Origin of the sequence: Agrobacterium sp. rho-8.1 (assembly GCF_033957725.1) — a bacterium.
Classification (GTDB): domain Bacteria; phylum Pseudomonadota; class Alphaproteobacteria; order Rhizobiales; family Rhizobiaceae; genus Agrobacterium.
On sequence record NZ_CP192789.1, the window covers coordinates 1,509,987 to 1,533,877 of the forward strand.

Below are 23,891 nucleotides of genomic sequence, written 5' to 3' on the forward strand. Positions count from 1 at the left end.
CTATTCAGCAGCTTGCGGCAGGACCGGTACGGCTGCGAGCAATCGTTTCGTGTAGTCGTGCTTCGGATCAGCGTAGATCGCGCTCGTCTCGCCCTCTTCAACGATGCGGCCCCGATACATGATGGCGACGCGGTCACAGAGGTGTCGAACCACCGACAGATCGTGGCTGATGAACAGAAGTGACAGATCAAGTTCAGACCGCAAGCGTATCAGAAGGTTGATGATTTGCGCCTGTATAGAGACATCGAGCGAAGCCACGGGTTCATCGCAGACGACGACGTCGGGCTGCATGGCGAGTGCTCTGGCAATGGCGATGCGCTGCCGCTGGCCACCGGAGAACTGATGCGGAAAACGGTTGGCGAAAGTCGGCTCCAGCCCCACGGCCGCCAGCCATCTTTTCACGTAATCGGTTGCCTCAGCACGGCTCACCAACCGGTGCGCCAACGGTCCTTCGGCGACGATATCGCCAATGCGCATACGGCCATTGAGAGAAGCGAACGGGTCCTGAAAGATGGTCTGGACACGTGTCGTGATCTTGGACGGGCTGCGTCCGGCACTCATCACCGGCTGACCATTGAGCCGGATGGCGCCAGCCGTCGGCACGGTAATGCCAGCAGCCATGCGCCCTAGCGTCGACTTGCCGGAGCCGGATTCGCCCACCAGACCCAGCACTTCACCACGCTTGACGGTAATCGACACACCATCGACAGCTTTCACGACAGACACGGGTTGCGACATGCCGGACCGTATGGCCAGTCCATGCAGAAACCCGACCGGCTTTTCGAAGCGCTTTACCGCATTGTCGATGACGAGATAGGGGCTGCCGAGCGGCGGCAGATTGGCGGTCGCTGCTTTTCGCGGCGGTGGTGCCGCATCCCCAATTCCACTACCCCGCAACAACAGTTCACCGGGTTTGGCGCGCGAGGGCAGCGCCTCAAGCAGGGCCTTGGTGTAATCGTGCTGCGGCTTCGTCAACACAGCCAGCGCCGGGCCGATCTCGACGATCTTGCCGGATTTCATGACGGCGACACGGTCGGCAATAGAGGAGACGACCGCGAGGTCGTGGCTGATCCAGATCAGTGCGGTGCCGAGGTCAGCAACCAATTCCTTCATCTCTGACAGAATTTCGGCCTGGATCGACACGTCGAGCGCCGTTGTCGGCTCATCGCAGATGATCAGTTTGGGCCGATGCAGAAGCGCAATGGCGATTGCCACGCGCTGACGCATGCCGCCGGAAAACTGGTGTGGGAAGAAATCGACCTTTCGTTCGGGATCGCTGATCCGTACCTGAGCCAAGGCCTTGATGGCTCGTTCGCGCGCGTCCGATCCGCTGATATTCTCGTGAGCCTCGAGCGCCAGCTTGATCTGCGTGCCGATGCTCAGCACCGGATTGAGCGTCATCATCGGGTCCTGAAAGACCATGGAAATGAGTTTGCCACGGATTGCGCGGAGTTGGTGGCTGGGGAGCCCCACAAGCTCTCGGCCTTCCAGCTTGATTGAACCTTCAACGATGCGGCCGGGTTCGTCTATGAGGCCGATGATCGAAAAGCCGGTGATCGACTTGCCAGAACCGGACTCACCGACCAGCCCCAGCACTTCGCCAGGTGCGACGGAAAAGGAGATCCCATCGACAGCCTTCACTTCGCCTCGTCCACTTGGGAACCAGGTTTTCAGATTGGTGACGTCGAGAAGCGGTGTCGCAATTTCGGGTGTGATGCTTGATGTCATCTGCGAAGCCTCGGATTCAACTGGTCACGTATCTGGTCGCCGACGATGTTGAGTGAGACGATAAAGAGGATCAGCGCTACACCGGGGTAGATCGATATCCAGTAGCGACCCGATAGGAGATACTGGAAACCGTTGGCGATCAACATGCCGAGCGATGGTTCCGTTGGAGGTAGACCGACGCCCAGGAAGGATAACGTCGCCTCCAGCGAAATGGCGCTCGCCACCTGTACGGTCGCGACCACGATGAGCGGCGGTAGCGAGTTCGGCAGGATGTGTTTCAGCACCACACGCCATGGTGACAGCGGAATGGACAGCGCCGCCTCGACATAATCCTTCTGCCGTTCGGCAGCTGCAGCACCATGCGCGGTTCGAGCGAAATAGGCGTATTGGGCAAAGATCAGCGCCAGAATGAGCTGATAACGACCTTGTCCCAGCACCGCAGCGATGACGAACGCTAGCAGAATAGCCGGGAACGACAGCTGCAAGTCCACGATGCGCATGACGAGGCTTTCAAAACGCCCTCCAATATAGGCGGCTGCGCAGCCGACCACAGCCCCAATGACGAAAGCAACGCCACCGGCGATGATGCCCATTTGCAGCGAAATACGCAGGCCATAGATGATCGCGGACAGGAGATCGCGGCCCTGCGAATCCGTGCCCAGCCAGTGGGTGTAACCACCGGTGCCGACATAACCGGGGGGGCGACGGGCATCACGCAGCACCAGATGCGCAAGATCATAAGGGTCCTGCGGCGTGACGAGTGGTGCAATAAGGGCGACCAGCACAATGACGAAGACCATGACCGCAGCGCCAAGAGCGACCTTGTTGCCGCGAAATTCCTCCAGAAACCTGTAGAACGGAGTGTCGCGCATCAGGCACGGCCCTTTCTCAAGCGCGGGTCGAGCAGCGCATATACGAGATCGACCACGAGATTGATGACGATGAACAGAAGGGCGACGAACATCAGATAAGCGACCATGACGGGCCGGTCGAGCGAGGTGATGCTGTCGATGATGAGTTTGCCAAGCCCGGGCCATGAAAAGATCGTTTCGGTGACGACTGCAAATGCAAGCGTCGAACCCAGTTCCAGTCCGAAGACAGTCACAAGCGGGATCGAGATCAGCCGCAGAACGTGACGGCTCAAAACCGTGAATTCCGAGAGACCAGCGGCACGGGCAAATTTTACCGTGTCGCTCAGCATCAGCTCACGGGTTCCGGCGCGTGCGAGGCGGATCATCAACGAGAACTTGAAGAGCGCCAGGTTCAGCGCGGGTAATATCAGATGGGCAAGCCCATCGCCGGTCAGAAAGCTGAAATCGACACCCAAAAGACTGACCGTTTCCCCGCGTCCACCGGCGGGCATGCAGCCGCATTGAACTGCAAAGACCATGATCAGCATCAGCCCGAACCAGAAGGTCGGGACGGAAAAGCCGAGGATCGAAAGGGTCATGATGGCGCGCGAGACAGGGCTATGGGGACGGTAACCGGCATACATGCCGATGGGTATGCCGACGAGACTTGCAAACAGCACTGCTGCCAGTGTCAGTTCCAGAGTGGCCGGAAGGCGGGTCAGGATCAATTCGCTGACGGGCATGTTGTAGACAAACGAGCGGCCGAAATCGCCGTGCAGAATGCGGCCGACGAAGGTTAGATATTGCTGCCACAGAGGCTGGTCGAGACCATATTGCGCAATCACCGCGGCGCGGATGTCCTGCGTCGCATCGGGAGAGATCAAAACGTCAATCGGATTGCCGACAGCATAGACGCCGCAAAAGACAAGCGCCGACATGGCGATCACTACGATGAGTGCTTGCCACAGTCTTTGCAGGATGAAACCAAACATGCGTTCCCAGTTCTCCCGTCTTGTGCGGGTTTGCCCGTTTTTTACGATATCCGTGTGGTTATCAGTGCCAGTTGGCTTCCAGAAGTGCGCGCGTTTCCTTCACCGCCACATCCCATATTGCCAGCATGTCTTCATCCGGTCGCTGGTAAAGCCCATGATAATTTCCATCACCCAGCAGTTCGCGTTTGCGGGATGCGCCGACGCGTGCCAGTGCTGCGTAGTCGATCTGTGGTTTGGACGTGTCAGGCTGGCGTTGGTCTGTCGTGCGCGTCCATGGAAAATTCTCCATCCATGAGGCGTGCGAAGCGGCAGGATCGATCTCCTGAACCTTGGCCAGCGTCTTTGGTGCCCGCCACCAGTCGTGGAATTTGATGGACGCGTCAGGATGCGTGTTCAACCATTCGGAAATAACCGTAGTCGCTGGTACGTTGCCACCGTGGCCGTTAACGACAAGGATACGGCGGAAGCCGGAACGGTACATGCTGTCGAGCAGATCTCTGATGACGCCGATATAGGTGGACAGCGACAGGGTAAGGGTTCCCGGGAACGTCGTAAAGGAGGATGCCAGGCCATAAGGCACGACGGGGAAAACCGGAATGGCCAGTGGCTCGGCCGCATCAACCGCGATCTTCTCGGCGAGGATCATGTCTGTTGCGAGACTGAGATAGGCGTGCTGTTCGACGCTGCCGATGGGTAAAATGCAGCAATCGTTTTCCGCGACGCGCTCTTCAACCTGCATCCAGTTCATGTCTGCTATCTTCAACTCGCTATCCTCATTCTCATTTGCGGCGCAAACGCGCAAAGAACGTCTACCGTTTGGCATTTCAGCACAATATTTGTGCTATTTGCCTATCTGCGCCTCATCAAACAAAGTTCTAAATGGAACTAAAAAAAGAAATTGACAGCCATTTAATCGCACGTCAAGTTCCATACGGGACTAAAATAAAATGCAGCGAAGCGAGGATTGATTGCGACAATCACGGGAACCCACACTGGATGCTCTGCTGCGGGAAGGCGGTAAAGTCGCCGCCGGAAGCCACGGCGTGGAGGACCTTGTCTCCGTCAAGCTCTGGCAAAATCCGTGTTGGCTGTCGTTTCGCTTCAACTTTCTGGCACTGCAATTTAATGAGCCTATTTATCGTTTGATTGAGAAGGAACACGGCATTCCGCGGCCGGAATTCGTCGTTCTCTATTCGCTCGGCCTATCCGATGGGCTGACCGCCAGCGCCATTTGCAGCTCCTCCGGCTTTCCCAAGAATACGATCAGCCGGGCAATCCAGAAGCTCATCGACAAGAATATTATCCGCCGTGAAATCGACCAGACGGATCTGAGGAGTTTTGTCCTCACCATCACAGACGAAGGCAGACGTATCGTCGATCAAGCCATGCAGCCGATGGTCGAGCGCGAGAAGGCGATGGTCTCGTCGCTGACGCCTGCCGAACAGCTGATGCTGTCGGAGCTGCTTGCCAAGGTTGTCGTGGATTCACCGAACTGGCCCCCTATGACATCGACAGAGGAGAACGAAGAATGATAATCTCGAAAACAGTCCAAACAGCCATGCTTGCAACGGCATTGCTTGGCGGCGTCTCAAGTGCCGCGCTTGCTGCCGATCTGACAATCGGCGTGCGCGCCGGACCGCTGTCGATCGACCCCGACTTCACCGCCGCTGGCACCCATGCCGAGGCGATGAAGCATATTTACGATTCGCTGATCAAATCCGGCAACAACCTCGAACTCGAACCGGGCCTTGCCACCAGCTGGACGGCGATTGACGACAGCACCTGGGAATTCAAGCTGCGTCCCGGCGTGAAATTTCATGATGGATCTGACTTCACCGCAGAAGACGTCAAATTCTCCATCGAGCGCATTCCGCGTGTTGCCGGGCCAAACCCGACCACGATCTATGTGCGCCGCGTCAAGGCCGTCGAGATCGTTGATCCGCTGACGATCCGTGTCAAAACGGACGGCCCGGCACCAAATCTGCCAAATGATTTCATTCGACTGTTCGTCGTCTCGCACATTGCCGCCAAGGATTATTCCGACAGCGCCGAAAAGGCATCCGAAGGCTTCAACTCCGGCAAGGCCGCCATCGGCACCGGCCCTTACAAGTTCGTCTCTTGGACACCGAAGGAGCAGCTCGTTCTGGAACGTTTCGACGGCTACTGGGGCGGCAAGGAGCCATGGGACAAGGTCATTCGCAAGGAGTTGCCGAATGATGCGGCCCGCGTGGCACAGCTGAAGGCCGGTCAGGTCGATCTCATCGCTCGCATTCCGGCGTCCGACGTGCCGACGCTAGAGCAGGACAGCAAACTCACGATCGTTCGCCAGGACAGCGTCTATCTGTTCAATATCGCCTTCGATTTCCGTGAAAAATCGCCGCAGGTCAGCGCCAAGGATGGCTCGCCACTGCCGAAGAACCCTTTTACCGATCCGAAGGTGCGTGAAGCCTTCGATCTTGCCATTGACAGGGAAACCATCACCGAAATCGCCATGGAAGGCATGGGCACGGTCCAGTCGCAGCTCGTGACACCGAACATCTTTGGCTACAACCCGGATGTGAAGCCGACGAAGTCTGACGTGGAAAAGGCAAAGGCTCTGCTTGCTGAGGCGGGTTACCCCGACGGCTTCAAGGTGACCTTCTCCTTCACCAATGACCGTCTTCCCGGAGACAAGGATGCCGGTACGACGATTGCGCAGATGCTCACAGCGATTGGCATCCAGGTCGAAGCCAATGCCCAGCCTGGCGCGGTTTATTTCCCCGCCAACACACGCGGCGATTATTCGCTGACGATGTCGGGCTGGGGGACGCTGACGGGTGAAGCGAACTACACGCTGTCGTCGCTGGTTCACACCAATGAACCGGCCAAGAAGCTGGGTGCCTTCAACATCCGCGGCTACTCGAACCCAGCATTGGATAAGCTGATTGAGCAGGCTGGTGTCGAGATGGATGCTGGAAAACGCGAGCAGTATCTGAAAGATGCCAATGCGATCGTGGCTTCTGATCGCCCCAACCTGTCGATTGCTTCGATCATCTCCGCATGGGGCATGAAAAAGACCATCACCATTGTGCCGCGTTCGGACGAGGACACATTGGCGATGAATATTCGTCCTGCAAAATAAGCTGCGCGGACTTCAATGACCTGGCCGGGCAAGATGTTGCCCGGCTCATGTCGTTCAAGAGAAGGAAAAATGATGGGAAAGATCGCATTGGCAATTCATGGCGGCTGCGGCGTCATGGCAAAGCTCGGCCTCACGGATGCGGAATGGGAGGCGGCACGCGTCGATCTCGCTCATGCTTTGCGAGCAGGCTGGGCCGTGCTCACATCCAACGGTTCAGCACTCGATGCGGTCCAGGCAGCGGTCGTGGTGATGGAAGACAGTCCTCATTTCAACGCCGGTTATGGTGCGGCACTCAATGCCGATAGCGATCATGAGCTTGAAGCATCGATCATGGACGGCGCGACACTGGAGGCTGGCGGCGTGACATTGGCACGACGGATTCGCAATCCGATCAAGGCTGCACGGCGCATCATGGAAAAGGGTGAGGCCGTTATGATGGGGGGCAGCGCCGCTGACGACTTTGCCAGAGATGAAGGCCTCGACATCGTCGAGAACAGCCACTTCACCACCGAAAAGCGCGTCAAAGCGCTGGCTGCGATGAAAGCCCATGCGGAAGCTGGCACGGCAGCGGTGGCGAGCGAATCCGAGAAACACGGTACCGTTGGTGCGGTCGCGCTTGACGCTGCCGGACACCTGGCTGCGGCGACCTCGACAGGTGGCTACAACAACAAGCCGGTCGGTCGGATCGGCGACACACCCATTGTCGGTGCCGGCACCTACGCCCGTGATGGGCTCTGCGCTGTCTCCGGTACCGGCAAGGGCGAGTTCTTCATTCGGTACGCAGTCGGTCACGAAGTGGCAAGCCGCATCGGATACCTTGGCGAGACTGTGGAGCAGGCAGCCTCCAAGGTCATTCAGCAGGATTTGAAACCGCACGGCATTGGGGCCGGGCTCGTTGCAGTCGGCGCCGACGGTTCGATTGCCGCGCCCTATAACACCGATGGCATGTTCCGCGGATGGGTTACATCGGACGGAACATTCTACGTCGCCACACATGATCAGGTTTTCGCGGTCGCATAAGGGGAGCCCGGTCCACCTTGCAGGGTGGGCCGCTCCTTACCTGAAGTGTGACAGAGTGGGAAAAAGCAGTCGTTGTGTCCCCACTGCCGCCATGTGGCTCAGGTCTTCAAGCTCCTGGGGTCAAGCGCGTCCCTTATCGCGTCACCCATATAGTTGACGCTGAGAACGGTCAGCGAGATTGCAAGCCCCGGCCATAAGACGCGCGAGGGTGTCAATTGCAGGAAATTGGCACCATCAAACAACAGGCGGCCCCATGTCGGAAAGTCGGAGGGGAAGCCGAGGCCGAGGAAGCTGAGCGCGGACTCGGTGATGATGGCGGCAGCAATCCCCAGCGTCGCCGACACCATGATCGAGCTGAGAACATTGGGCAGTATATGCTTGATGATGATGCGGTATTCACGCATGCCGCTCGATTTTGCTGCCAGAATGAACTCCTGGTTTTTGATCGAGAGGACGTCGCCGCGAACGATGCGCGCCGTGTGCATCCAACTGGTGATGCCGATGACGGTTACGATGAGGATGAAGATCCCCGTCTCCGGACCGAACGCGGCGCGCAATGTATCGCGAAACAAAAGCAGGATGACCAACAAAAGAGGCAACAGGGGCAGGGCGAGGAAAAGATCTGTCAGCCGCATCAGCGGCCCGTCTAACCTGCGAAAATAGCCAGACAGGACACCCACAAGTGTTCCAAGGAAGAGGGCCAGCAACATGGCCGTGATGCCGACGGCAAGCGAGATGCGTCCGCCTGCCAAGACCTGCGCCAGCATATCCTTCCCAAGATTGTCAGTGCCAAAAGGGTGCGCCAGAGATGGCCACTGGTTGCGGGCTTTCACATTGATGGCGTTGGGAGCCACCCGATGGATGTAGGGGCCAACGTAAACGGCGAGAACAATGAATGTAAAAACAATCAGTCCGACCACCCCGCCCTTGTGGGCGCTGAATTGTTTCCAGATATCGATCAGGGCAGATTTCATCGGGCTGGAGGTGACGCTTGATGGCGCGACCGTGACATCAGTCATAGCGAATCCTCGGGTCGAGAATGCCATAGAGAACGTCGGCAATCAGGTTGAAGAGAACGATCAGGACGGCAAATATGAAGGTTAGCGTCTGAACCAGCGGAATGTCGGCGCCCTGCACTGCGGTGATCAGCAATTGCCCAAGGCCGTTCACTCGGAAGATCTGCTCGGTGATGATAGCGCCGGAAAAGATCGTTGGAACTCCCAGCGCGATGACGGTGACCACCGGGATAAGGCTGTTGCGCAGCACATGCACCAAGAGAACGGTCTTTTCTTTCACCCCCTTGGCGCGGGCGGTACGCACATAATCCTGATGGAGATTATCCAGCATGGACGCGCGCACAAAGCGGCTGATCTGCGAGACGTTGTAGAGCGTCAGAACCAACACCGGCAGGAACATCTGCTTGATCTGCAGGAGAAAACTGGACCAGCTGTTGACCTGCAGATTGGTATCGTAGACCGACGGGAACCATTGCAGCCAGGAACTGAACACCACGACCAGCAGAACGCCGGTGAAGAAAGTGGGTACCGAATAGCCCAACATCGAGATGAAGGTGCCGATCTGGTCGAAGATGGAATATTGCTTATAGGCAGAAATGACGCCGATCGGGATCGCCAGAAGTGTTCCGAAGAGATAGGCGAGGCCCACGACCCAAAGCGTCTGTGGCATGCGCTGTACGACGAGATCGACAACCGGACTGCGCGTTGCCCAGGATAGCACACGCATTCGCTGGCCGTCGCCAAACTGCCAGCCGGTCAGCTTTTCAATGAGGTTAAGCGGTTCGTTGATGAAGAATTGCTGGAGCCAGTAGAGATAGCGCATCAAGAAAGGTTGATCCAGGCCAAGCGAGGCACGGATTTGTTCTCGAACCTCCGGCGGGATTGTCAGCGGCAGATCGCCGGTGGGGTCGTTGGGTGCGAGATCAAGCAGCGCGAAGATGACAAAGCTGATGACAAGCAATGTCGGGACGGCGAAGAAAAGTCGCCGCATCGTAAAAGCAAACATGGGTGCGTCTCCGGACCTTCGAGAAATGCAAAGTCACCGGCTTCGTCGTTCAAGACAAAGCCGGCGTGGCCTGCATTCTTATTTCTTGCGGGACCAGTCGGCGACGTTCCAGAGTTCGGAATCCCAACCCGTTATCTTGACGCCCTCCAATGTCAGGGATCGCGATGAAACCTGTCCACGGTAGATGAGTGGAATGTGCGCGCCTTCCTCTGTCAGCATGTCGTTGAGCTTTTTGGAAAGCTCGATGCGCTTCTCCAATTGGGCCGTTTTGGAAAGTTCACCAAGAAGCTTGTCATATTCGGGGTTGCAATACCGTGGAATATTCTGGCCCTGCCAACCGTTGGAGGGAGCGGGAACTTTATCGCACAGCCATTCCGCCAAATATTTTTCCGGGTCCGTGCCGTCGAAGTTGTTGGTGTACATTTCCACATCGGCGTAGAACTTCTGGAAGGTATCAGGGCTTGCCGGGTCCCCGCCGAAGAACACCGAAGCGCTCGTATTGCGCAATTCCGCGTCAACGCCGATCTGCGACCACATGTCTTTGACCAGTTCCTGTGTGGCTTGACGAACGGAGTTGGTGGAGGTGGCGTAGAGGAACGACAGGCGCACACCATTCTTGGCACGGATGCCGTCAGCGCCCTTGGCCCAGCCCGCATCGTCGAGAAGTTTGTTTGCACCGTCTACGTCTGCCGTAAGGCACCAGTCATTGGCAGTCGAGGCAAATGCTTCTGGGCCTGGCACGATGTTGCAGGTCGGTCTGCCCGCTTCGCCATAGGCTGCTTCATCGATGATATTGCGATCAATCGCCATGGACAGGGCGCGACGAACGGCAGGGTCGGACAGCGATGGATGCGGACCTGCTTCTTTGGTAGAGCGCTTGTCGCCCAAAGCGGGATCAGCGTTGTAATGATTGAGGTTGATACGCTCGACCTGTGTACCGAAAGCTGTGACCAGTTCGCCCTTGCCAGCGGCCACCATGGTTGCCAGAATTTCCGGCTCGACCTGCATGTTCCATGCATAGTCGAATTCGCCTGTTTCCAACACCGCGCGGGCCGCTGATGCGGCGTCACCACCACCCTTCAACGTGGCCGTTGCAAAGGCAGGCTTTGCAGGATCGCGGTAATTGGGGTTGGCGATAAAGCTGATGACATCGTTGGGTTTGAAATCCTTGACCACGAAGGGGCCGGTTCCGATGGGTCCGAAATTTGCCGAGGTGCAGCCGGGGGCTTTCGCACCGACGCAATTTTCAAATTGTTTTTTCTGAATGATCGGGGACTGGCCACCGACAAAGGCGCTGTAGGGATAAGGCTTGGGTTCGTTGAAGGTAATTTTGACAGTGTGTGGATCTGGCGCTTCGACCGTTTTGACACCTTCATACTGTGCCGCCTGTGCGCAACCGCCATCCGGTGCCGTACAATATTTCCACGTGAAAATCACGTCTTCGGCCGTCAGCGGTGTGCCATCCGACCATTTTACGTCGGGCTTGAGCTTCCATGTCATGCTGAGCAAGTCTTGCGACAGGCCGCCATTTTCCAGCGTCGGGATTTCGGTGACCAGCGTGGGGACCAGTTCGCCTTTTTCGTCGTAACGCGCCAGTGGCTCGATGACCATCGAGGAGCTATAAATCTCTTTCGTGCCGCCTGAGAGATAGGGATTAAGGGTCGATACAGCCTGCCAGAACAGTATCTTCAGATCACCGTCCGTACCACGCTGCGCATGCGCTGCAGGTGCGGCAAATGCCAAGGCCGCGACGCTGCCTGCTAACAAGATATTGGATTTTCTCATTTTATTCCCCGTTTTGGATTGTTGTGCGTTTGCGCGGCGCGTGCGCTTTTCGACGCTTCCTTGCAGCTGTGGCTTTTCCTAACCACTTGACGTCACAAGGATTTTTTCAATGTCTCCCTCGTTTTGAAATTCTGGAAGTGTGTTCGCGTCATTGGCCTTATCCGTATTTGACCAAATTTTGTGCCATCTAAACACGAGCCTATTTTTCATTCAAGATACAAATTTCGCACTTGCAAAAAGAGATTTTACGAACGCAGTATGGGGGTAGACCCACGGGGAACCATAAAAAAAGGGGTGCAGAAATGCCGATTTTGAATCGTGTCGCCGAGATGCAGGAAGATGTAGCCGGGTGGAGACGCCACCTGCACGAAACGCCGGAATTGCTTTATGACGTTTTCGAAACATCGAAATTCGTTGCGGAGAAATTGCGGTCGTTCGGCTGCGACATCGTGGAAACCGGCATCGGCAAGACCGGTGTCGTTGGCATCATCAGGGGGCGTCACGGAGATGGCCCGACGATCGGCTTCCGCGCCGATATGGACGCGTTGCCGATCATGGAAACCAGCGGCAAGCCATGGGCATCCAAGGTCCCCGGCAAAGCCCATTCCTGCGGACATGACGGTCATACGGCCATGCTGTTGGGCGCTGCGCAATATCTTTCGGAAACCCGCAATTTCAAGGGTTCCGTCGCCGTGATCTTCCAGCCTGCGGAGGAGGGTGGAGCCGGCGCGCTTGCCATGCTGAATGACGGCATGATGGACAAATTCGGTATCACAGAAGTTTACGGGATGCACAACGAACCCGGTATTCCCGTAGGTAATTTTGCCATCCGCAAAGGCTCCGTCATGGCGGCGGCTGACAGTTTCGAAATCAAGATTACCGGTCGCGGAAGCCACGCGGCGGCACCGCATCTGTCGATTGATCCTGTGCTGACATCGGCGCATGTCATCATTGCTCTACAGTCGATTGTTTCTCGCCAGATGGATCCGTTGAAATCGCTTGTGGTCACTGTTGCGACCACCCATGGCGGCACGGCGGTGAACGTCATACCGGGCGATGTGACGTTGACCGGTACTGTTCGAACATTGCTGCCGGAAACCCGAGATTTTGCCCAGAAGCGCCTGACCGAAGTTGCCCAGGCAACCGCGCAAGTTCATGGTGCCACCGCAGAAGTGACCTATCGCCGGGGTTATCCCGTGACTTTCAATCATGAAAACGAGACCGATTTCGCAGTCGGTGTGGCCAGCGCTGTCGTGGGATCCAATGCGGTCAATTCCAATGCGGCCCCACACATGGGTGCGGAAGACTTTTCCTACATGCTGGAAGCGCGTCCCGGAGCCTTTATCTTCCTCGGCAATGGCGATACGGCCGGTCTGCATAACGCGGCATATGACTTCAATGATGAGGCGCTTCCCTATGGCATCAGCTATTGGGTCGGGCTCGCAGAAAAGGCACTCGCCGCTTGATGCGCCTGCGCCTTCATTTTTAGGAGATGTCCATGCTGCTTTCAGCCACTGCAATGGAACATGTCGGCGGTTCGGTCAGCCCCGTCATTTCCGTTCAGAACCTCACGACCTCCTTCCGTCTGGAGGGAGCGTGGAAATCGGTGGTGCGCGATATGAGTTTCGATATCGCACCGAAAGAAACCTTGGCCATCGTTGGCGAAAGTGGCTCCGGCAAAAGCGTCACGTCGCTTTCCATCATGCGTCTGCTGGACAAGAAGACCAGTCGCATCGAAGGCAAAGTTGTGCTCGGTGGTCGTGATCTCCTGTCTTTGCCGGAAGAAGAGATGCGCAAGGTGCGCGGCAAGGATATCTCCATGATATTCCAGGAGCCGATGACCAGTCTCAATCCGATTTTCCCAATCGGCAAGCAGATTTCTGAAGCGCTGACAGTGCATCAGAACATGTCGTCATCGTCTGCCAAGGCCGAGGTTATCCGGTTGCTGGACAAGGTGCGCATCCCCAACGCCAAAAACCGCTATGACGAATATCCCCATCAGTTTTCCGGCGGCATGCGCCAGCGGGTCATGATCGCAATGGCGCTGTCTTCCAAGCCAAAGCTTCTGATCGCCGATGAGCCGACAACGGCCCTCGATGTAACGATCCAGGGCCAGATATTGGATCTCATCAAGACCCTGCAGGAGGAGGAGGGCATGTCCGTTCTCTTCATCACCCATGATATGGGCGTGGTTGCCGAGGTGGCAGACCGCACGATCGTGATGTTCCGTGGAGATATGGCCGAAACCGGCACGACCGACGACATCTTCCATCGCGGCAAACATCCTTATACCCGCGCCTTGTTGTCCGCCGTTCCCAGGCTCGGCTCTATGGCCAGCCGCGACCTGCCCATGCGCTTTCCGATCATCGACATCAGGACCGGCGAAAATCAGCCATTGATGGAGGTGACGGACACGGTCAAGAAGTCGATGACGCCGATCTTGTCGGTGAAGGATCTCACCACACGTTTCGATATTCGGTCTGGCTTTCTCGCCCGCAAATCCGGTGCTGTTCATGCCGTCGAAAAGGTGTCGTTCGACTTACATGAAGGCGAGACCCTGTCGCTGGTCGGTGAATCCGGTTGTGGCAAGTCCACGACAGGGCGCTCCATTACCCGGCTAATCGAGCCGACCGCGGGTCGTGTGACACTGGACGGATACGATGTGATGCGGCTCGATAAACCCAGTTTGCGGGCGATGCGTCGTAGCGTCCAGATGATTTTCCAGGACCCGTTCGCCAGTCTCGATCCACGCATGACGGTCGGATCGGCCATTATGGAGCCGTTTCTTGAACACAGGCTCGGAACGAAGGCCCAAGCGCGGGAGAAAACTGCCGGGCTTCTTCAGAAAGTCGGGCTTTCGCCCGATATGATGCGGCGGTTTCCACACGAATTTTCAGGCGGACAACGCCAACGCGTCGCTATCGCGCGCTCGCTCATGCTCGACCCGAAGATCATTGTTGCAGATGAAGCGGTCTCTGCACTCGATGTCTCCATCAAGGCGCAGGTTTGCAATCTGCTGCTCGATCTGCAGCAGAGCCTCAATCTGGCCTTCCTGTTCATCAGCCATGATATGGCGGTGGTGGAACGGGTCAGTCATCGCGTGGCCGTGATGTACCTCGGAGAGATCGTCGAAATCGGGCCGCGCTCCGCTGTCTTTGATAATCCCCAACACGAATATACACGCAAGCTCATGTCGGCTGTTCCGGTGCCCGACCCGACCCGACGCGCCATCAAGCGCAATATGGCGACAGATGAGATCAAAAGTCCGATCCGGCCCGTGGATTATGTTCCACCGGTTCGGCGGTACCGCGAGGTGTCTGCCGGACATCTGGTCCAGGATATCGCCTGAACGGCGGGTCGCCCGGATTCGAATGTCCTTTCAACTCCTTTGTAACCACCAATCCGGTGTCAGAGCGACTCGCTATGATGCCGCTAAAATTTACGTCTGCCTGATCATAATTTAATCAACACAGCGGATTGCTTTTAAATTATACGACAAAGACTACCCGTTCGGGTAGGTAGTTGTGTTTTGATCATAAAAACTACCCATCCGAAACAACACCCTACCTATTCCTTAATGCCCTTCCACTCTGCGGCTGAGCGATGCACGGTAGCGTCGTCACGAAACAAGAGGGGGAGTTCCAGATGCGAGACAACACGGTCCATATCCGCGTCATCTCACCGCTCGTTACACGGGGCTTTCGCAAGCTTGCCGATCTCGAGGCGCTCGAATATCCGGGAATTGCAGTGTCCCATGCCGAAATCGCGGTGGGGCCAGCTTCGATCGAAAGCGAATTCGAGGCAGCGATGTCAGTGCCCGGCACCCTTCTCGAAGTCAAGAAAGCCGATCGCGACGGCGTCGATGCTGTGATCATAGATTGCATGGGCGACCCAGGCCTGCGGCCTGCAAGGGAAATCACGGACATGGTCGTGGTCGGGCCGGCGCAGACCGGCATGCACATCGCCGCTATGCTCGGCCATACATTTTCGGTCATAACCGTCATGCGCCGCTTGAGGCCATCCTTTGAGAACACGGCCGCGCTCTGCGGTCTGTCCAGCAAGTTGGCATCGGTGCGCAGTGTGGATATTCCGGTTCTCCATCTGGAAGCCGACAGGACAGAAACCTTGCGTCGGCTAATCGAAGAAGGTCGAAGAGCTGTCGAGGAGGATGGTGCAGAGGCGCTCATCTTCGGCTGTACGGGATTGATGGGTTGTGCTGCCGGTTTACGGGCGGGCCTGCTTGACGAAGGCATCGACGTTCCTGTGATAGACCCTATACCGACAGCGATCTCGATCGCTGCGGGCTTGGTCCGTGCCGGGCTCTCGCAAAGCAGAACAACCTACCCACCACCACCGGAAAAAGCCTTGATCGGCTACGATGCGCTGCATGCATCCATGCTGCCGCTTGCCGCCGAATAATCAGGAGAGCGGATGAGGGATATGGCAACAGGCACGGTGACCGATACAGCAGAAAGAAACACGGGGACGGTCGGTCTCCGCATAGGACAGCGCGTCTTTTCCAACGGGCTTTTCTGGCTGCTGGTTGTGCCAGCGTTCCTGTTCTTCCTCGTCTTCTTTGTCGTGCCCACCGCATCGCTTTTTGCCCTGGCTTTCAACAAGTCGACGGCCGGCGTCATCAGCCTGTCCAGTGTGATCACCTTCGACAATTTCGTGCGCATCTTCACGCGTTCGATTTATTACGAGTCCATCCTGCGTTCGGTTGGTATCGCCACCGTCGTCTCGCTCATATGCCTGCTTTTCGGCTATCCGCTGGCCTATGTCATTGCCAAGACCGTAAGTCCGGGCCGCAACGCGCTGCTGATGATTCTTGTCTTGTCGTCCATGCAGCTCGACATGGTCATTCGGCTGTATGGCCTGATGGTTCTGCTGGGCGACAACGGTCTCATCAACGGCGCATTGATCAGGATGGGGCTCATTTCCGCGCCGCTGCCGTTGATGTACAACACGTTCGGCGTGGTGGTCGGGCTTGTGCAGATTACGCTGCCCTTCATGGTTCTGTCGCTGATCGGCATCATCAAATCCATTCATCCATCGCTGGAAGAAGCGGCGCGGTCTCTGGGCGCGTCTCGCGCGAAAGCGTTTTGGTCGATCGTGCTGCCGCTCTCCATGCCGGGGATTCTGGCTGGAACACTGCTGGTCTTCGCTCTCGCCATTTCATCTTATGTGGTGCCGGCACTGATGGGCGGATGGAAGGTCATGGTCATGCCCATCCATATCTACCAGCAGGTGGCTGAAACCGGTCGCTGGCAGTTTGGCGCCGCCATTGCCGTCGTTCTTTTCGTCACGAGCCTCATGGCCATCGCCGTTTATCAGCGGGTCGCCATGCGCACGACAGGAGGACGTAGCTAATGCGCGACGAATCTCCCATTCCTTTTGTTTTCAAGGCCATTTCGCTTTTGACGCTGACCATCCTGCTCGTGCCAGTCGTCATCGTGGTGCTGGCGGGCCTGAATTCCGGGGATTATCTCACCTTTCCCCCGCAGGGTTTCTCTTTGCGGTGGGTCTACGCCTTCCTCACGTCACCCGCCTTCCTGTCGGCCTATGGTGTGTCGTTTCTGGTTGCTGCGATCTCGACGGCGATCTCGACGGTGCTCGGCACCATGGCAGCCCTTTTCCTGTCGCGCGCCTCTGGCCCGTTGATTGGAGTGTTGCGCGCCTTCTTCATGATGCCGATCGTGCTTCCCGGCGTCGTTCTGGGTCTTGCGCTTTACGTCTTCTATGTCACAAGCGGAATAGGGCTGGCGCGCAGCCTGACCGGCCTCGTCATCGGTCATGTCATCGTCACGTGCCCGTTCGTGATCGCGACGGTAACGGCTTCGCTCGTCGGTTTCGACCGCAGCCTTGAAGAGGCGGCACGGTCGCTCGGCGCTTCACCCTTTACGGCCTTCCGGCTGATCACGCTCAGGATCATCGCGCCCGCCATTTCGGCAGGCACAATCTTTGCCTTCATCATTTCCTTTGGACAGTTCGAAGTGACGCTGTTTCTCTCGACACCGAACCTCCAGACCCTGCCGATGGCGATGTATGTGGCGCTGCGTTACGCGTTCGAGCCGACGGCCGCGGCGGCCGGTATCTTTGCCATCCTGCTCGTCGTCATTTCGATGATCGCGACGTCTAAACTCGTCAATCTCAAACGTATCTTCGGCGGCTGAACAACCGCCAAAGACTGAACGACCTATCCCGCATCCATAAGTTCAAAAAAGGGGAACATGGACATGACTGGAAAGACATTCGATCCCAATCGCCGCAAGCTTCTCAAACTGAGTGCCGCAGCAGCCACCCTGCCGCTTTTCAACATCAACCACGCGTTTTCCCAGGACGTGACTTATGATGGATCGGTTTTCGATGCCGGTGGCGCTGTCTTGCGGATCGGCGAATGGGGCGGCCCCTGGGGTGAGCTCGTTCACAAATATCTGCTCACGGATTTCGCCAAGGATTACAACTGTAAGATCGAATATGACTCGACGTGGCCGTGGTTCCCGAAATTCGTCGCCAACGGCCCGCAAAAGCCACCGCTCGACGTGACCAATTGGAACCTGCCGGAAATGTTCAAGACGGCAGCGGCGGGCGACTTCTTCCATACCATCGAGGAAATTCTTCCCAACCTTCCGAACGGCAAGAACCTATGGCCATTCGCCACATCGAACGGTGTCGGGGTGACCTGGGCTTTCAATCAGTATGTTCACGCATACCGCACCGATCTCGTCACCCCGCCACCGACGAGCTTCAAGGATATGTGGAAGCCGGAATTTGCTGGCAAGCGCGGCACCTACATCACCTCCAACACCTTGCAGATGGACTTCTTCCTCGTTGCTTGCAGCCTGTTCGGTAAGGATCAGTACGATCTTAAGGCCGGTTACGAAGCGATGCGCGCCTTGATGCCCGCCAAGATTTCCGATTTTACCGGCAACATGCAGACATTGATGGATCGCGGCGAAGTCGTCATCGCGGTTCAGAGCGATGCCGAACCGATGCAGGCCCATGACAAAGGTGCACCTTTCGCCGTCATGTACTGGAAAGAATTGCAGCCGATCCTGACGCAGACCTACACGATCAGCCGCTACTCCGAGCCAACCCAGAAAAAGCTGGCCTACGCACTGCTGAACCGCGCGCTGGAACCATCCTTCATGACCAATATGGGTAAGGAATTCTATCTGCGGCCGACGGTTTCCAATGCCGTTCTGCCGGACAATCTGGTGAAGTCCGGCATCATCAACAGCGCCGACGCCATCAAGGATTTCTGGCTTCCGGACTGGAAGGCCTATCTGGAAAACGAAGACGAGATCGTTGAGACGGTGAACGAAATCTTCGCGGGCTGATCGAGACAGACGATGGAAGCGGTGGCCGCGTTGCGCGGCCACCAGCCAACGGACACATGGGAAATACAGGACGATGTCGGATATCCAGTTAAAAAACCTCGTCAAGTCGTATGGCAACACGGTGGCGGTTGCGGGCATAGACCTGCATATCAAGCAGGGAGAGTTCTTTTCCCTGCTCGGGCCTTCCGGCTGTGGCAAGTCCACGACACTGCGCATGATCGCGGGCTTCATCCGCCCCAGTGCGGGTCAGATCCTGATCGGCTCGGACGACGTGACAGGACTGCCGCCAGAAAAGCGGGACATTGGCATCGTGTTCCAGAACTACGCGATCTTCCCGCATATGAATGTTGCCGAAAACATCGGCTTCGGTCTGAAACTAAGGAAAAAATCGCCCGCAGAGATCGATAAGGCGGTGGCCCTCGCACTCAGCCAGGTCGGCCTTGTGGGTTACGAGAACCGCTATCAGCGCCAGCTTTCCGGTGGTGAACAGCAGCGCGTGGCATTGGCGCGCGTGCTCGTGACCGAACCGCGCATTCTGCTTCTGGACGAGCCACTGTCCGCACTCGACAAGGCGCTGCGCGAGGAAATGAAATACTGGATCAAGGATCTGCAGAAAAAACTCGGCATCACCACCGTCTATGTCACCCATGACCAGGATGAGGCCCTGACCATGTCCGACCGTATCGGCGTGATGCAGAAAGCCCGCGTCGAACAGGTTGGGACACCGCAGGAAATCTACGAGCGTCCCAAAACACTCTTCGTCACAACCTTCATCGGACAGTCAAACGTGATCGATGTCACAGTGAAAGGCCGGGACGGTGACAGACTAAGTGTCGGCTTTGCAGATTTAACGGCGCTGACCCGTGCGCCAGCGACCGATATCGCTCCCGGAACCGCGGTCAAACTCGTCGTGCGGCCTGAAAACGTGATTGTTGGTCAGGCCGGAACCGGCCTGCCGGCAACTGTGGTCTCGGAGACCTATCAAGGCGCTCTGGTGCGTTATCGGCTTTCCCTCGGCACCAAGGAGATCATCGCCGAACGACAGAACCAGTCCCATGTCGAAAGGCTCTCCCCAGGACAGGCGGTGGGTGTGAGCTGGGACCCGGAAAGATCGGAGGCATTGATGGCCTGAGGGCCGCAATCGCTGAAAACAACCATCGATGAGGCGAACCGGCTTGCGGGCGATGTCCGCAGCAAAGGATGCACATTGTCTGAAGACAAGTCAGGAGAATGACATGCGTATAGGGATTGATGTGGGTGGCACCAACACGGACGCCGCTCTGATGGACGGAGCCGCTGTCATCGGCGCATGCAAGAGCCCGACAACGGCAGACGTTGGGTCGGGTATTGTTGCCGTGATGAAAAAGCTGCTGGATATGACCGGCGTGTCTGTCACGCAGATCCAGGCGGTCATGATCGGCACAACGCACTTCACCAATGCCGTGGTCGAGCGCAAACGCCTCCTTGAGGTGGCCGCCATCCGTCTCGGCCTGCCCGCCACCAAGGGGTTGCCGCCGCTTACAGACTGGCCGAAAGACCTTGCCGACACGCTTGGCCGTCATACCTTCATGCTGCATGGCGGGCATGAGTTCGATGGCCGCAAGATTGCGCCACTCGATGAAAAAGGTCTGCTGGAGGTGGCGCAAACCATCCGCCAGCGTGGTTTGCGGTCCGCAGCCGTGACGTCCGTATTCTCGCCGGTCACACCGGAAATGGAGCTTCGCGCCGCCGAAATCCTGCGCGAAGAAGTGCCCGGCATCGCCCTGTCTCTCAGTCACGAAATCGGCCGCGTCGGTTTTCTCGAGCGTGAAAATGCCTCGATCATGAATGCGTCGCTGGCAGACCTTTCGAAGAAAGTCGTGTCGTCGTTCCGCAATGCCCTGAAGGAAATGTCCATCACGGCACCATTCTACGTCAGCCAGAATGATGGAACGCTGATGGCACCCGATTATGTCGAGCGCTACCCGGTGCTGACATTCGCCTCGGGACCAACAAATTCCATGCGCGGCGCGGCTCTTCTTGCGGGCGAAAAAGAGGCCATGGTGGTCGATATCGGCGGAACGACGTCCGATGTCGGCATGTTGATGCAGGGGTTCCCCCGCGAGTCTGCCGTTGCCGTCGATATTGGCGGCGTGCGGACCAATTTCCGTATGCCGGACGTGCTGGCCATCGGCCTTGGTGGCGGATCGCTGGTGCGCGATGACGGCACCCGTATCGGTCCCGATTCCGTCGGCTATGAAATCACCTCGAAGGCAATGGTCTTTGGCGGCGATGTCCTGACCACGACGGATATCGTCGTCGCTGCAGGATTGGAAGACATCGGCGACAGGTCGCGCGTTGCCCATATACCGGCCAGCACCATCGAAGCCGCTCTGGCCACCATGCACCGGATGGTGGACGAAGCCGTCGACCGCATGAAGACCAGCGCCGAACCGCTTCCCGTCATCCTCGTTGGCGGCGGTTCCATTCTCGTCTCGCGTGATCTCCCATCGGCCTCAAAGGTTATCAGACCGGAAAATGCGTCTGTCGCGAATGCCATCGGCGCGGCCATCGCTCAGGTCGGCGGGGAGGTTGATCGCATCTTCTCGCTGGAAGGCACATCGCGCGACATCGTGCTGGCAGGTGCCAAAGCCGAAGCCTCGGAGCGGGCCATCAAGGCGGGCGCCGATCCGGCATCGGTCAAGATCATGGATATCGAGGAGGTGCCACTGGCCTATCTGCCGGGCAGTGCCACACGCATCCGCGTCAAGGCAGTTGGCGATCTGGTGATTGGCTGAGGAGCCCTGACATGAAACTCACACGCGAACATCTTGCCGATCTTGCCGTCGGCGCGGCCTTCCTCGGCACCGGCGGCGGCGGCGATCCCTATGTCGGACGCCTGATGGTGCAGCAATGCCTGGATGAAGGTTGCGAGGTCGAACTGATCGATCCGCAGGACGTGCCCGACGATAGTCTTGTTATTCCAACCGCCATGATGGGGGCCCCCACCGTGCTGGTGGAAAAGATACCATCAGGTGACGAAGCTATCGCCTCGCTGCACCGGCTGGAGAAACGGCTCGGTCGGAAGGCGGGCTACACCATGCCCATCGAAATCGGTGGCATCAATTCAACGATCCCCCTTGTCGTCGGCGCACGACTGGGCCTGCCCATTGTCGATGCCGATGGCATGGGCCGTGCCTTTCCTTATCTGGAAATGGAGACCTTCGGCGTCTATGGCATTTCAGGCTCGCCGATGGCTGTCAGCAATGAATGGGGGGATTGCGCCTTGATCGAGGCCGTCGACAACCGCCAGATGGAATGGCTGTCGCGCGCCGTCGCCATGCGCATGGGTGGCTGCGCCTACATCGCCGAATATGCGATGACCGGTGCGGAGGTGAAACGCACGGCCATACCCAACACGCTGACGCTTGCCGTTCGGATCGGCGAGGTGATGCGCAAGGCGCGCGACGAGCACCGCAACCCCATCGAAGCGCTCTTGGGTTTCCTGCCATCGACGCTCTATCGCTATGGGCGCATCATCTTTTCAGGCAAGATCACGGATGTCATGCGCGAAACGCGGGCGGGCTTCACCATGGGGCGGGCGCGGATCGATGGCATCGCTCCCTTTTCCTCGCAGATGGACATCGAAATCCAGAACGAGAACCTGATCGCCCGTGTCGGTGGCCAGGTCAAGGCCATCGTGCCGGACCTGATCTGCATCATGAACACCGAAACGGCAGAGCCGATCACCAACGAGAACCTTCGGTATGGACAGCGTGTTACCGTTGTTGCCGTCTCCGTGCCGGAAATCATGCGCACGCCCGAAGCGCTCGCCGTGTTCGGACCCGCCTGCTTCGGGCTCAAAGAACCCTTTACCTCGATAGAGGAGATCGATTGATATGAATATCATCACGGATCAGGATCTCGACGACCTCGCAGTCGGAGCTGCCGTTCTTGGAACGGGTGGCGGCGGCGATCCCTATATTGGCAAATTGCTGGCCAAGGCCGCTATTGAAAAATACGGTCCTGTCTATCTCATGCATCTGCAAGACGTTCCCGATGAGATCGCTGTCGTCGCTTGCGGTGCGATGGGTGCGCCGACCATTCTTATCGAAAAGATTCCCTCGGGCGATGAAGGTGATCTGGCACTCGATTGCTATGAAGACCACACCGGTATGGATATCGACGCGCTCATTCCCTTCGAGGCGGGCGGCATCAATTCGATGGTTCCGATCATCATGGCTGCTAGAAAGCGCATACCGGTCATCGACGCCGACGGCATGGGGCGTGCTTTCCCACAGCTCGAAATGGAAACCTTTAATGTCTATGGCGTTTCAGCCAGTCCCGTTGCCATCGCCGACGAGCGGGGCAATTGCGTGTTGATTGAAACCCGTGACGCTGCAAAGGCTGAATGGCTGGCGAGAGGCGTGACCATCCGCATGGGCGGACAGGCCTATATCGTCAATTACGGGATGGACGGAAAAACGGCAAAGCGCGTTTCTGTTCCTGCCACCATGTCACTTGCCATCGGCATCGGGCGCACGCTCCGGGAGGCCATCGGCAGTCACGACGATCCGGTGGCCGCGCTGATCGCGTTCTTCGCTGGCACGCATTACGGACACGCCGAGATCATCGCCTCCGGAAAAGTCATCGATGTTGCCCGCAAGGAGGAAAACGGTTGGTCGGTGGGCATTGCGACAATCGAACCCTTCGATGTGTCGCAACCGAATATCAAAATCCGCATACAAAATGAGAATCTCGTAGCGGAAGATGAAAATGGCAAGGTTCTGGCTATCGTTCCCGACCTCATAACGGTGCTGGATGTGGACACGGCCGAAGCCATCACCACGGAACGACTTCGATATGGTCAGCGTGTCAATGTGCTCGCGGTCAGGGTCCCACCGATCATGCGGACGCCGGAAGCGCTGGCGGTCTTCGGACCTTCAGCTTTCGGCCTACCCCAAACCTATAGACCGTTAGGGCTTGACGAATGACCGACTTGGGGACCTGATGGAGGCCGGAGCAGGGCAGTCCTGCGATCGAAATAGAGCAT

20 protein-coding genes are annotated in these 23,891 nt (G+C 57.4%); 13 read left to right on the top strand and 7 right to left on the bottom strand.

The window, feature by feature from the left end; translation table 11 throughout:
* The 4 genes from RMR21_RS21775 to RMR21_RS21790 form a co-directional block, all read right to left on the bottom strand.
* Entirely contained in the window at nt 1-1,728 is a 1,728-nt protein-coding gene (locus RMR21_RS21775; RefSeq protein ID WP_498671489.1) for a dipeptide ABC transporter ATP-binding protein, read from the bottom strand.
* The gene (locus RMR21_RS21780; RefSeq protein WP_498671490.1) at nt 1,725-2,600 is read right to left on the bottom strand and encodes an ABC transporter permease; all 876 of its coding nucleotides are present in this window, start codon (nt 2,598-2,600) and stop codon (nt 1,725-1,727) included. Before RMR21_RS21780 ends, RMR21_RS21775 begins: the two co-directional genes overlap by 4 nt.
* Nucleotides 2,600-3,571, bottom strand: a complete 972-nt coding sequence (locus RMR21_RS21785; protein ID WP_498671491.1) for an ABC transporter permease — start codon at nt 3,569-3,571, stop codon at nt 2,600-2,602. Before RMR21_RS21785 ends, RMR21_RS21780 begins: the two co-directional genes overlap by 1 nt.
* Before the next feature lie 61 nt (nt 3,572-3,632).
* Nucleotides 3,633-4,334, bottom strand: a complete 702-nt coding sequence (locus RMR21_RS21790; protein WP_498671492.1) for a creatininase family protein — start codon at nt 4,332-4,334, stop codon at nt 3,633-3,635.
* 205 nt (nt 4,335-4,539) lie between these two features.
* Between RMR21_RS21790 and RMR21_RS21795 the strand changes: the two genes are divergently transcribed.
* From RMR21_RS21795 to RMR21_RS21805, 3 genes are all read left to right on the top strand, one after another.
* On the top strand, nt 4,540-5,103 hold the full coding sequence (locus RMR21_RS21795; protein WP_498671493.1) for a MarR family winged helix-turn-helix transcriptional regulator: 564 nt from the start codon (nt 4,540-4,542) through the stop codon (nt 5,101-5,103).
* Nucleotides 5,100-6,692, top strand: coding sequence for an ABC transporter substrate-binding protein (locus RMR21_RS21800; RefSeq protein ID WP_498671494.1), 1,593 nt, complete (start codon nt 5,100-5,102; stop codon nt 6,690-6,692). Before RMR21_RS21795 ends, RMR21_RS21800 begins: the two co-directional genes overlap by 4 nt.
* A 72-nt stretch (nt 6,693-6,764) precedes the next feature.
* Nucleotides 6,765-7,712, top strand: coding sequence for an isoaspartyl peptidase/L-asparaginase family protein (locus RMR21_RS21805; RefSeq protein ID WP_498671874.1), 948 nt, complete (start codon nt 6,765-6,767; stop codon nt 7,710-7,712).
* 98 nt (nt 7,713-7,810) lie between these two features.
* Here the strand turns inward: RMR21_RS21805 and RMR21_RS21810 are convergent, their stop codons facing one another.
* The 3 genes from RMR21_RS21810 to RMR21_RS21820 all read right to left on the bottom strand — a co-directional run bounded on the left by RMR21_RS21810 (nt 7,811) and on the right by RMR21_RS21820 (nt 11,519).
* Nucleotides 7,811-8,731, bottom strand: a complete 921-nt coding sequence (locus RMR21_RS21810; protein ID WP_498671495.1) for an ABC transporter permease — start codon at nt 8,729-8,731, stop codon at nt 7,811-7,813.
* Entirely contained in the window at nt 8,724-9,734 is a 1,011-nt protein-coding gene (locus RMR21_RS21815) for an ABC transporter permease (protein ID WP_498671496.1), read from the bottom strand. Before RMR21_RS21815 ends, RMR21_RS21810 begins: the two co-directional genes overlap by 8 nt.
* A gap of 78 nt (nt 9,735-9,812) precedes the next feature.
* Entirely contained in the window at nt 9,813-11,519 is a 1,707-nt protein-coding gene (locus RMR21_RS21820; protein WP_498671497.1) for a peptide ABC transporter substrate-binding protein, read from the bottom strand.
* 302 nt (nt 11,520-11,821) lie between these two features.
* Here RMR21_RS21820 and RMR21_RS21825 point away from each other — a divergent pair, with 302 nt between their 5' ends.
* The 10 genes from RMR21_RS21825 (at nt 11,822) to RMR21_RS21870 (ending at nt 23,832) form a co-directional block, all read left to right on the top strand.
* On the top strand, nt 11,822-12,985 hold the full coding sequence (locus tag RMR21_RS21825; RefSeq protein ID WP_498671498.1) for a M20 aminoacylase family protein: 1,164 nt from the start codon (nt 11,822-11,824) through the stop codon (nt 12,983-12,985).
* 32 nt (nt 12,986-13,017) lie between these two features.
* Complete coding sequence (locus RMR21_RS21830) at nt 13,018-14,868, top strand: ABC transporter ATP-binding protein (protein WP_498671499.1); 1,851 nt, start codon at nt 13,018-13,020, stop codon at nt 14,866-14,868.
* A 296-nt stretch (nt 14,869-15,164) separates the two neighbouring features.
* A complete protein-coding gene (locus RMR21_RS21835; RefSeq protein ID WP_498671500.1) occupies nt 15,165-15,938 on the top strand; it encodes an aspartate/glutamate racemase family protein in 774 nt (257 codons plus the stop codon).
* A 12-nt stretch (nt 15,939-15,950) separates the two neighbouring features.
* A complete protein-coding gene (locus RMR21_RS21840; protein ID WP_498671501.1) occupies nt 15,951-16,889 on the top strand; it encodes an ABC transporter permease in 939 nt (312 codons plus the stop codon).
* Entirely contained in the window at nt 16,889-17,692 is an 804-nt protein-coding gene (locus RMR21_RS21845; RefSeq protein ID WP_498671502.1) for an ABC transporter permease, read from the top strand. Before RMR21_RS21840 ends, RMR21_RS21845 begins: the two co-directional genes overlap by 1 nt.
* 63 nt (nt 17,693-17,755) lie before the next feature.
* Nucleotides 17,756-18,859, top strand: a complete 1,104-nt coding sequence (locus RMR21_RS21850; RefSeq protein WP_498671503.1) for an ABC transporter substrate-binding protein — start codon at nt 17,756-17,758, stop codon at nt 18,857-18,859.
* A 73-nt stretch (nt 18,860-18,932) separates the two neighbouring features.
* A complete protein-coding gene (locus tag RMR21_RS21855) occupies nt 18,933-19,991 on the top strand; it encodes an ABC transporter ATP-binding protein (RefSeq protein ID WP_498671504.1) in 1,059 nt (352 codons plus the stop codon).
* Between the two features lie 103 nt (nt 19,992-20,094).
* Nucleotides 20,095-21,636 (top strand): hydantoinase/oxoprolinase N-terminal domain-containing protein, encoded by a 1,542-nt coding sequence (locus tag RMR21_RS21860; protein WP_498671505.1) that lies wholly within the window; start codon nt 20,095-20,097, stop codon nt 21,634-21,636.
* Nucleotides 21,637-21,647: 11 nt separating this feature from the next.
* A complete protein-coding gene (locus RMR21_RS21865) occupies nt 21,648-22,736 on the top strand; it encodes an S-methyl thiohydantoin desulfurase family protein (protein WP_498671506.1) in 1,089 nt (362 codons plus the stop codon).
* 1 nt (nt 22,737) lies between these two features.
* On the top strand, nt 22,738-23,832 hold the full coding sequence (locus tag RMR21_RS21870; RefSeq protein ID WP_498671507.1) for an S-methyl thiohydantoin desulfurase family protein: 1,095 nt from the start codon (nt 22,738-22,740) through the stop codon (nt 23,830-23,832).
* The last annotated feature ends 59 nt before the right edge of the window (nt 23,833-23,891 follow it).

Excerpts from the sequence above, each read along its gene's own strand:
- RMR21_RS21775 (WP_498671489.1), bottom strand. The coding sequence starts at position 1,728 with ATGACATCAAGCATCACACCCGAAATTGCGACACCGCTTCTCGACGTC.
- RMR21_RS21825 (WP_498671498.1), top strand. The coding sequence starts at position 11,822 with ATGCCGATTTTGAATCGTGTCGCCGAGATGCAGGAAGATGTAGCCGGG.
- RMR21_RS21785 (WP_498671491.1), bottom strand. The coding sequence starts at position 3,571 with ATGTTTGGTTTCATCCTGCAAAGACTGTGGCAAGCACTCATCGTAGTG.
- RMR21_RS21870 (WP_498671507.1), top strand. The coding sequence starts at position 22,738 with ATGAATATCATCACGGATCAGGATCTCGACGACCTCGCAGTCGGAGCT.
- RMR21_RS21780 (WP_498671490.1), bottom strand. The coding sequence starts at position 2,600 with ATGCGCGACACTCCGTTCTACAGGTTTCTGGAGGAATTTCGCGGCAAC.
- RMR21_RS21810 (WP_498671495.1), bottom strand. The coding sequence starts at position 8,731 with ATGACTGATGTCACGGTCGCGCCATCAAGCGTCACCTCCAGCCCGATG.
- RMR21_RS21800 (WP_498671494.1), top strand. The coding sequence starts at position 5,100 with ATGATAATCTCGAAAACAGTCCAAACAGCCATGCTTGCAACGGCATTG.
- RMR21_RS21830 (WP_498671499.1), top strand. The coding sequence starts at position 13,018 with ATGCTGCTTTCAGCCACTGCAATGGAACATGTCGGCGGTTCGGTCAGC.
- RMR21_RS21865 (WP_498671506.1), top strand. The coding sequence starts at position 21,648 with ATGAAACTCACACGCGAACATCTTGCCGATCTTGCCGTCGGCGCGGCC.
- RMR21_RS21840 (WP_498671501.1), top strand. The coding sequence starts at position 15,951 with ATGAGGGATATGGCAACAGGCACGGTGACCGATACAGCAGAAAGAAAC.
- RMR21_RS21860 (WP_498671505.1), top strand. The coding sequence starts at position 20,095 with ATGCGTATAGGGATTGATGTGGGTGGCACCAACACGGACGCCGCTCTG.
- RMR21_RS21820 (WP_498671497.1), bottom strand. The coding sequence starts at position 11,519 with ATGAGAAAATCCAATATCTTGTTAGCAGGCAGCGTCGCGGCCTTGGCA.
- RMR21_RS21850 (WP_498671503.1), top strand. The coding sequence starts at position 17,756 with ATGACTGGAAAGACATTCGATCCCAATCGCCGCAAGCTTCTCAAACTG.
- RMR21_RS21845 (WP_498671502.1), top strand. The coding sequence starts at position 16,889 with ATGCGCGACGAATCTCCCATTCCTTTTGTTTTCAAGGCCATTTCGCTT.
- RMR21_RS21805 (WP_498671874.1), top strand. The coding sequence starts at position 6,765 with ATGGGAAAGATCGCATTGGCAATTCATGGCGGCTGCGGCGTCATGGCA.
- RMR21_RS21815 (WP_498671496.1), bottom strand. The coding sequence starts at position 9,734 with ATGTTTGCTTTTACGATGCGGCGACTTTTCTTCGCCGTCCCGACATTG.
- RMR21_RS21835 (WP_498671500.1), top strand. The coding sequence starts at position 15,165 with ATGCGAGACAACACGGTCCATATCCGCGTCATCTCACCGCTCGTTACA.
- RMR21_RS21855 (WP_498671504.1), top strand. The coding sequence starts at position 18,933 with ATGTCGGATATCCAGTTAAAAAACCTCGTCAAGTCGTATGGCAACACG.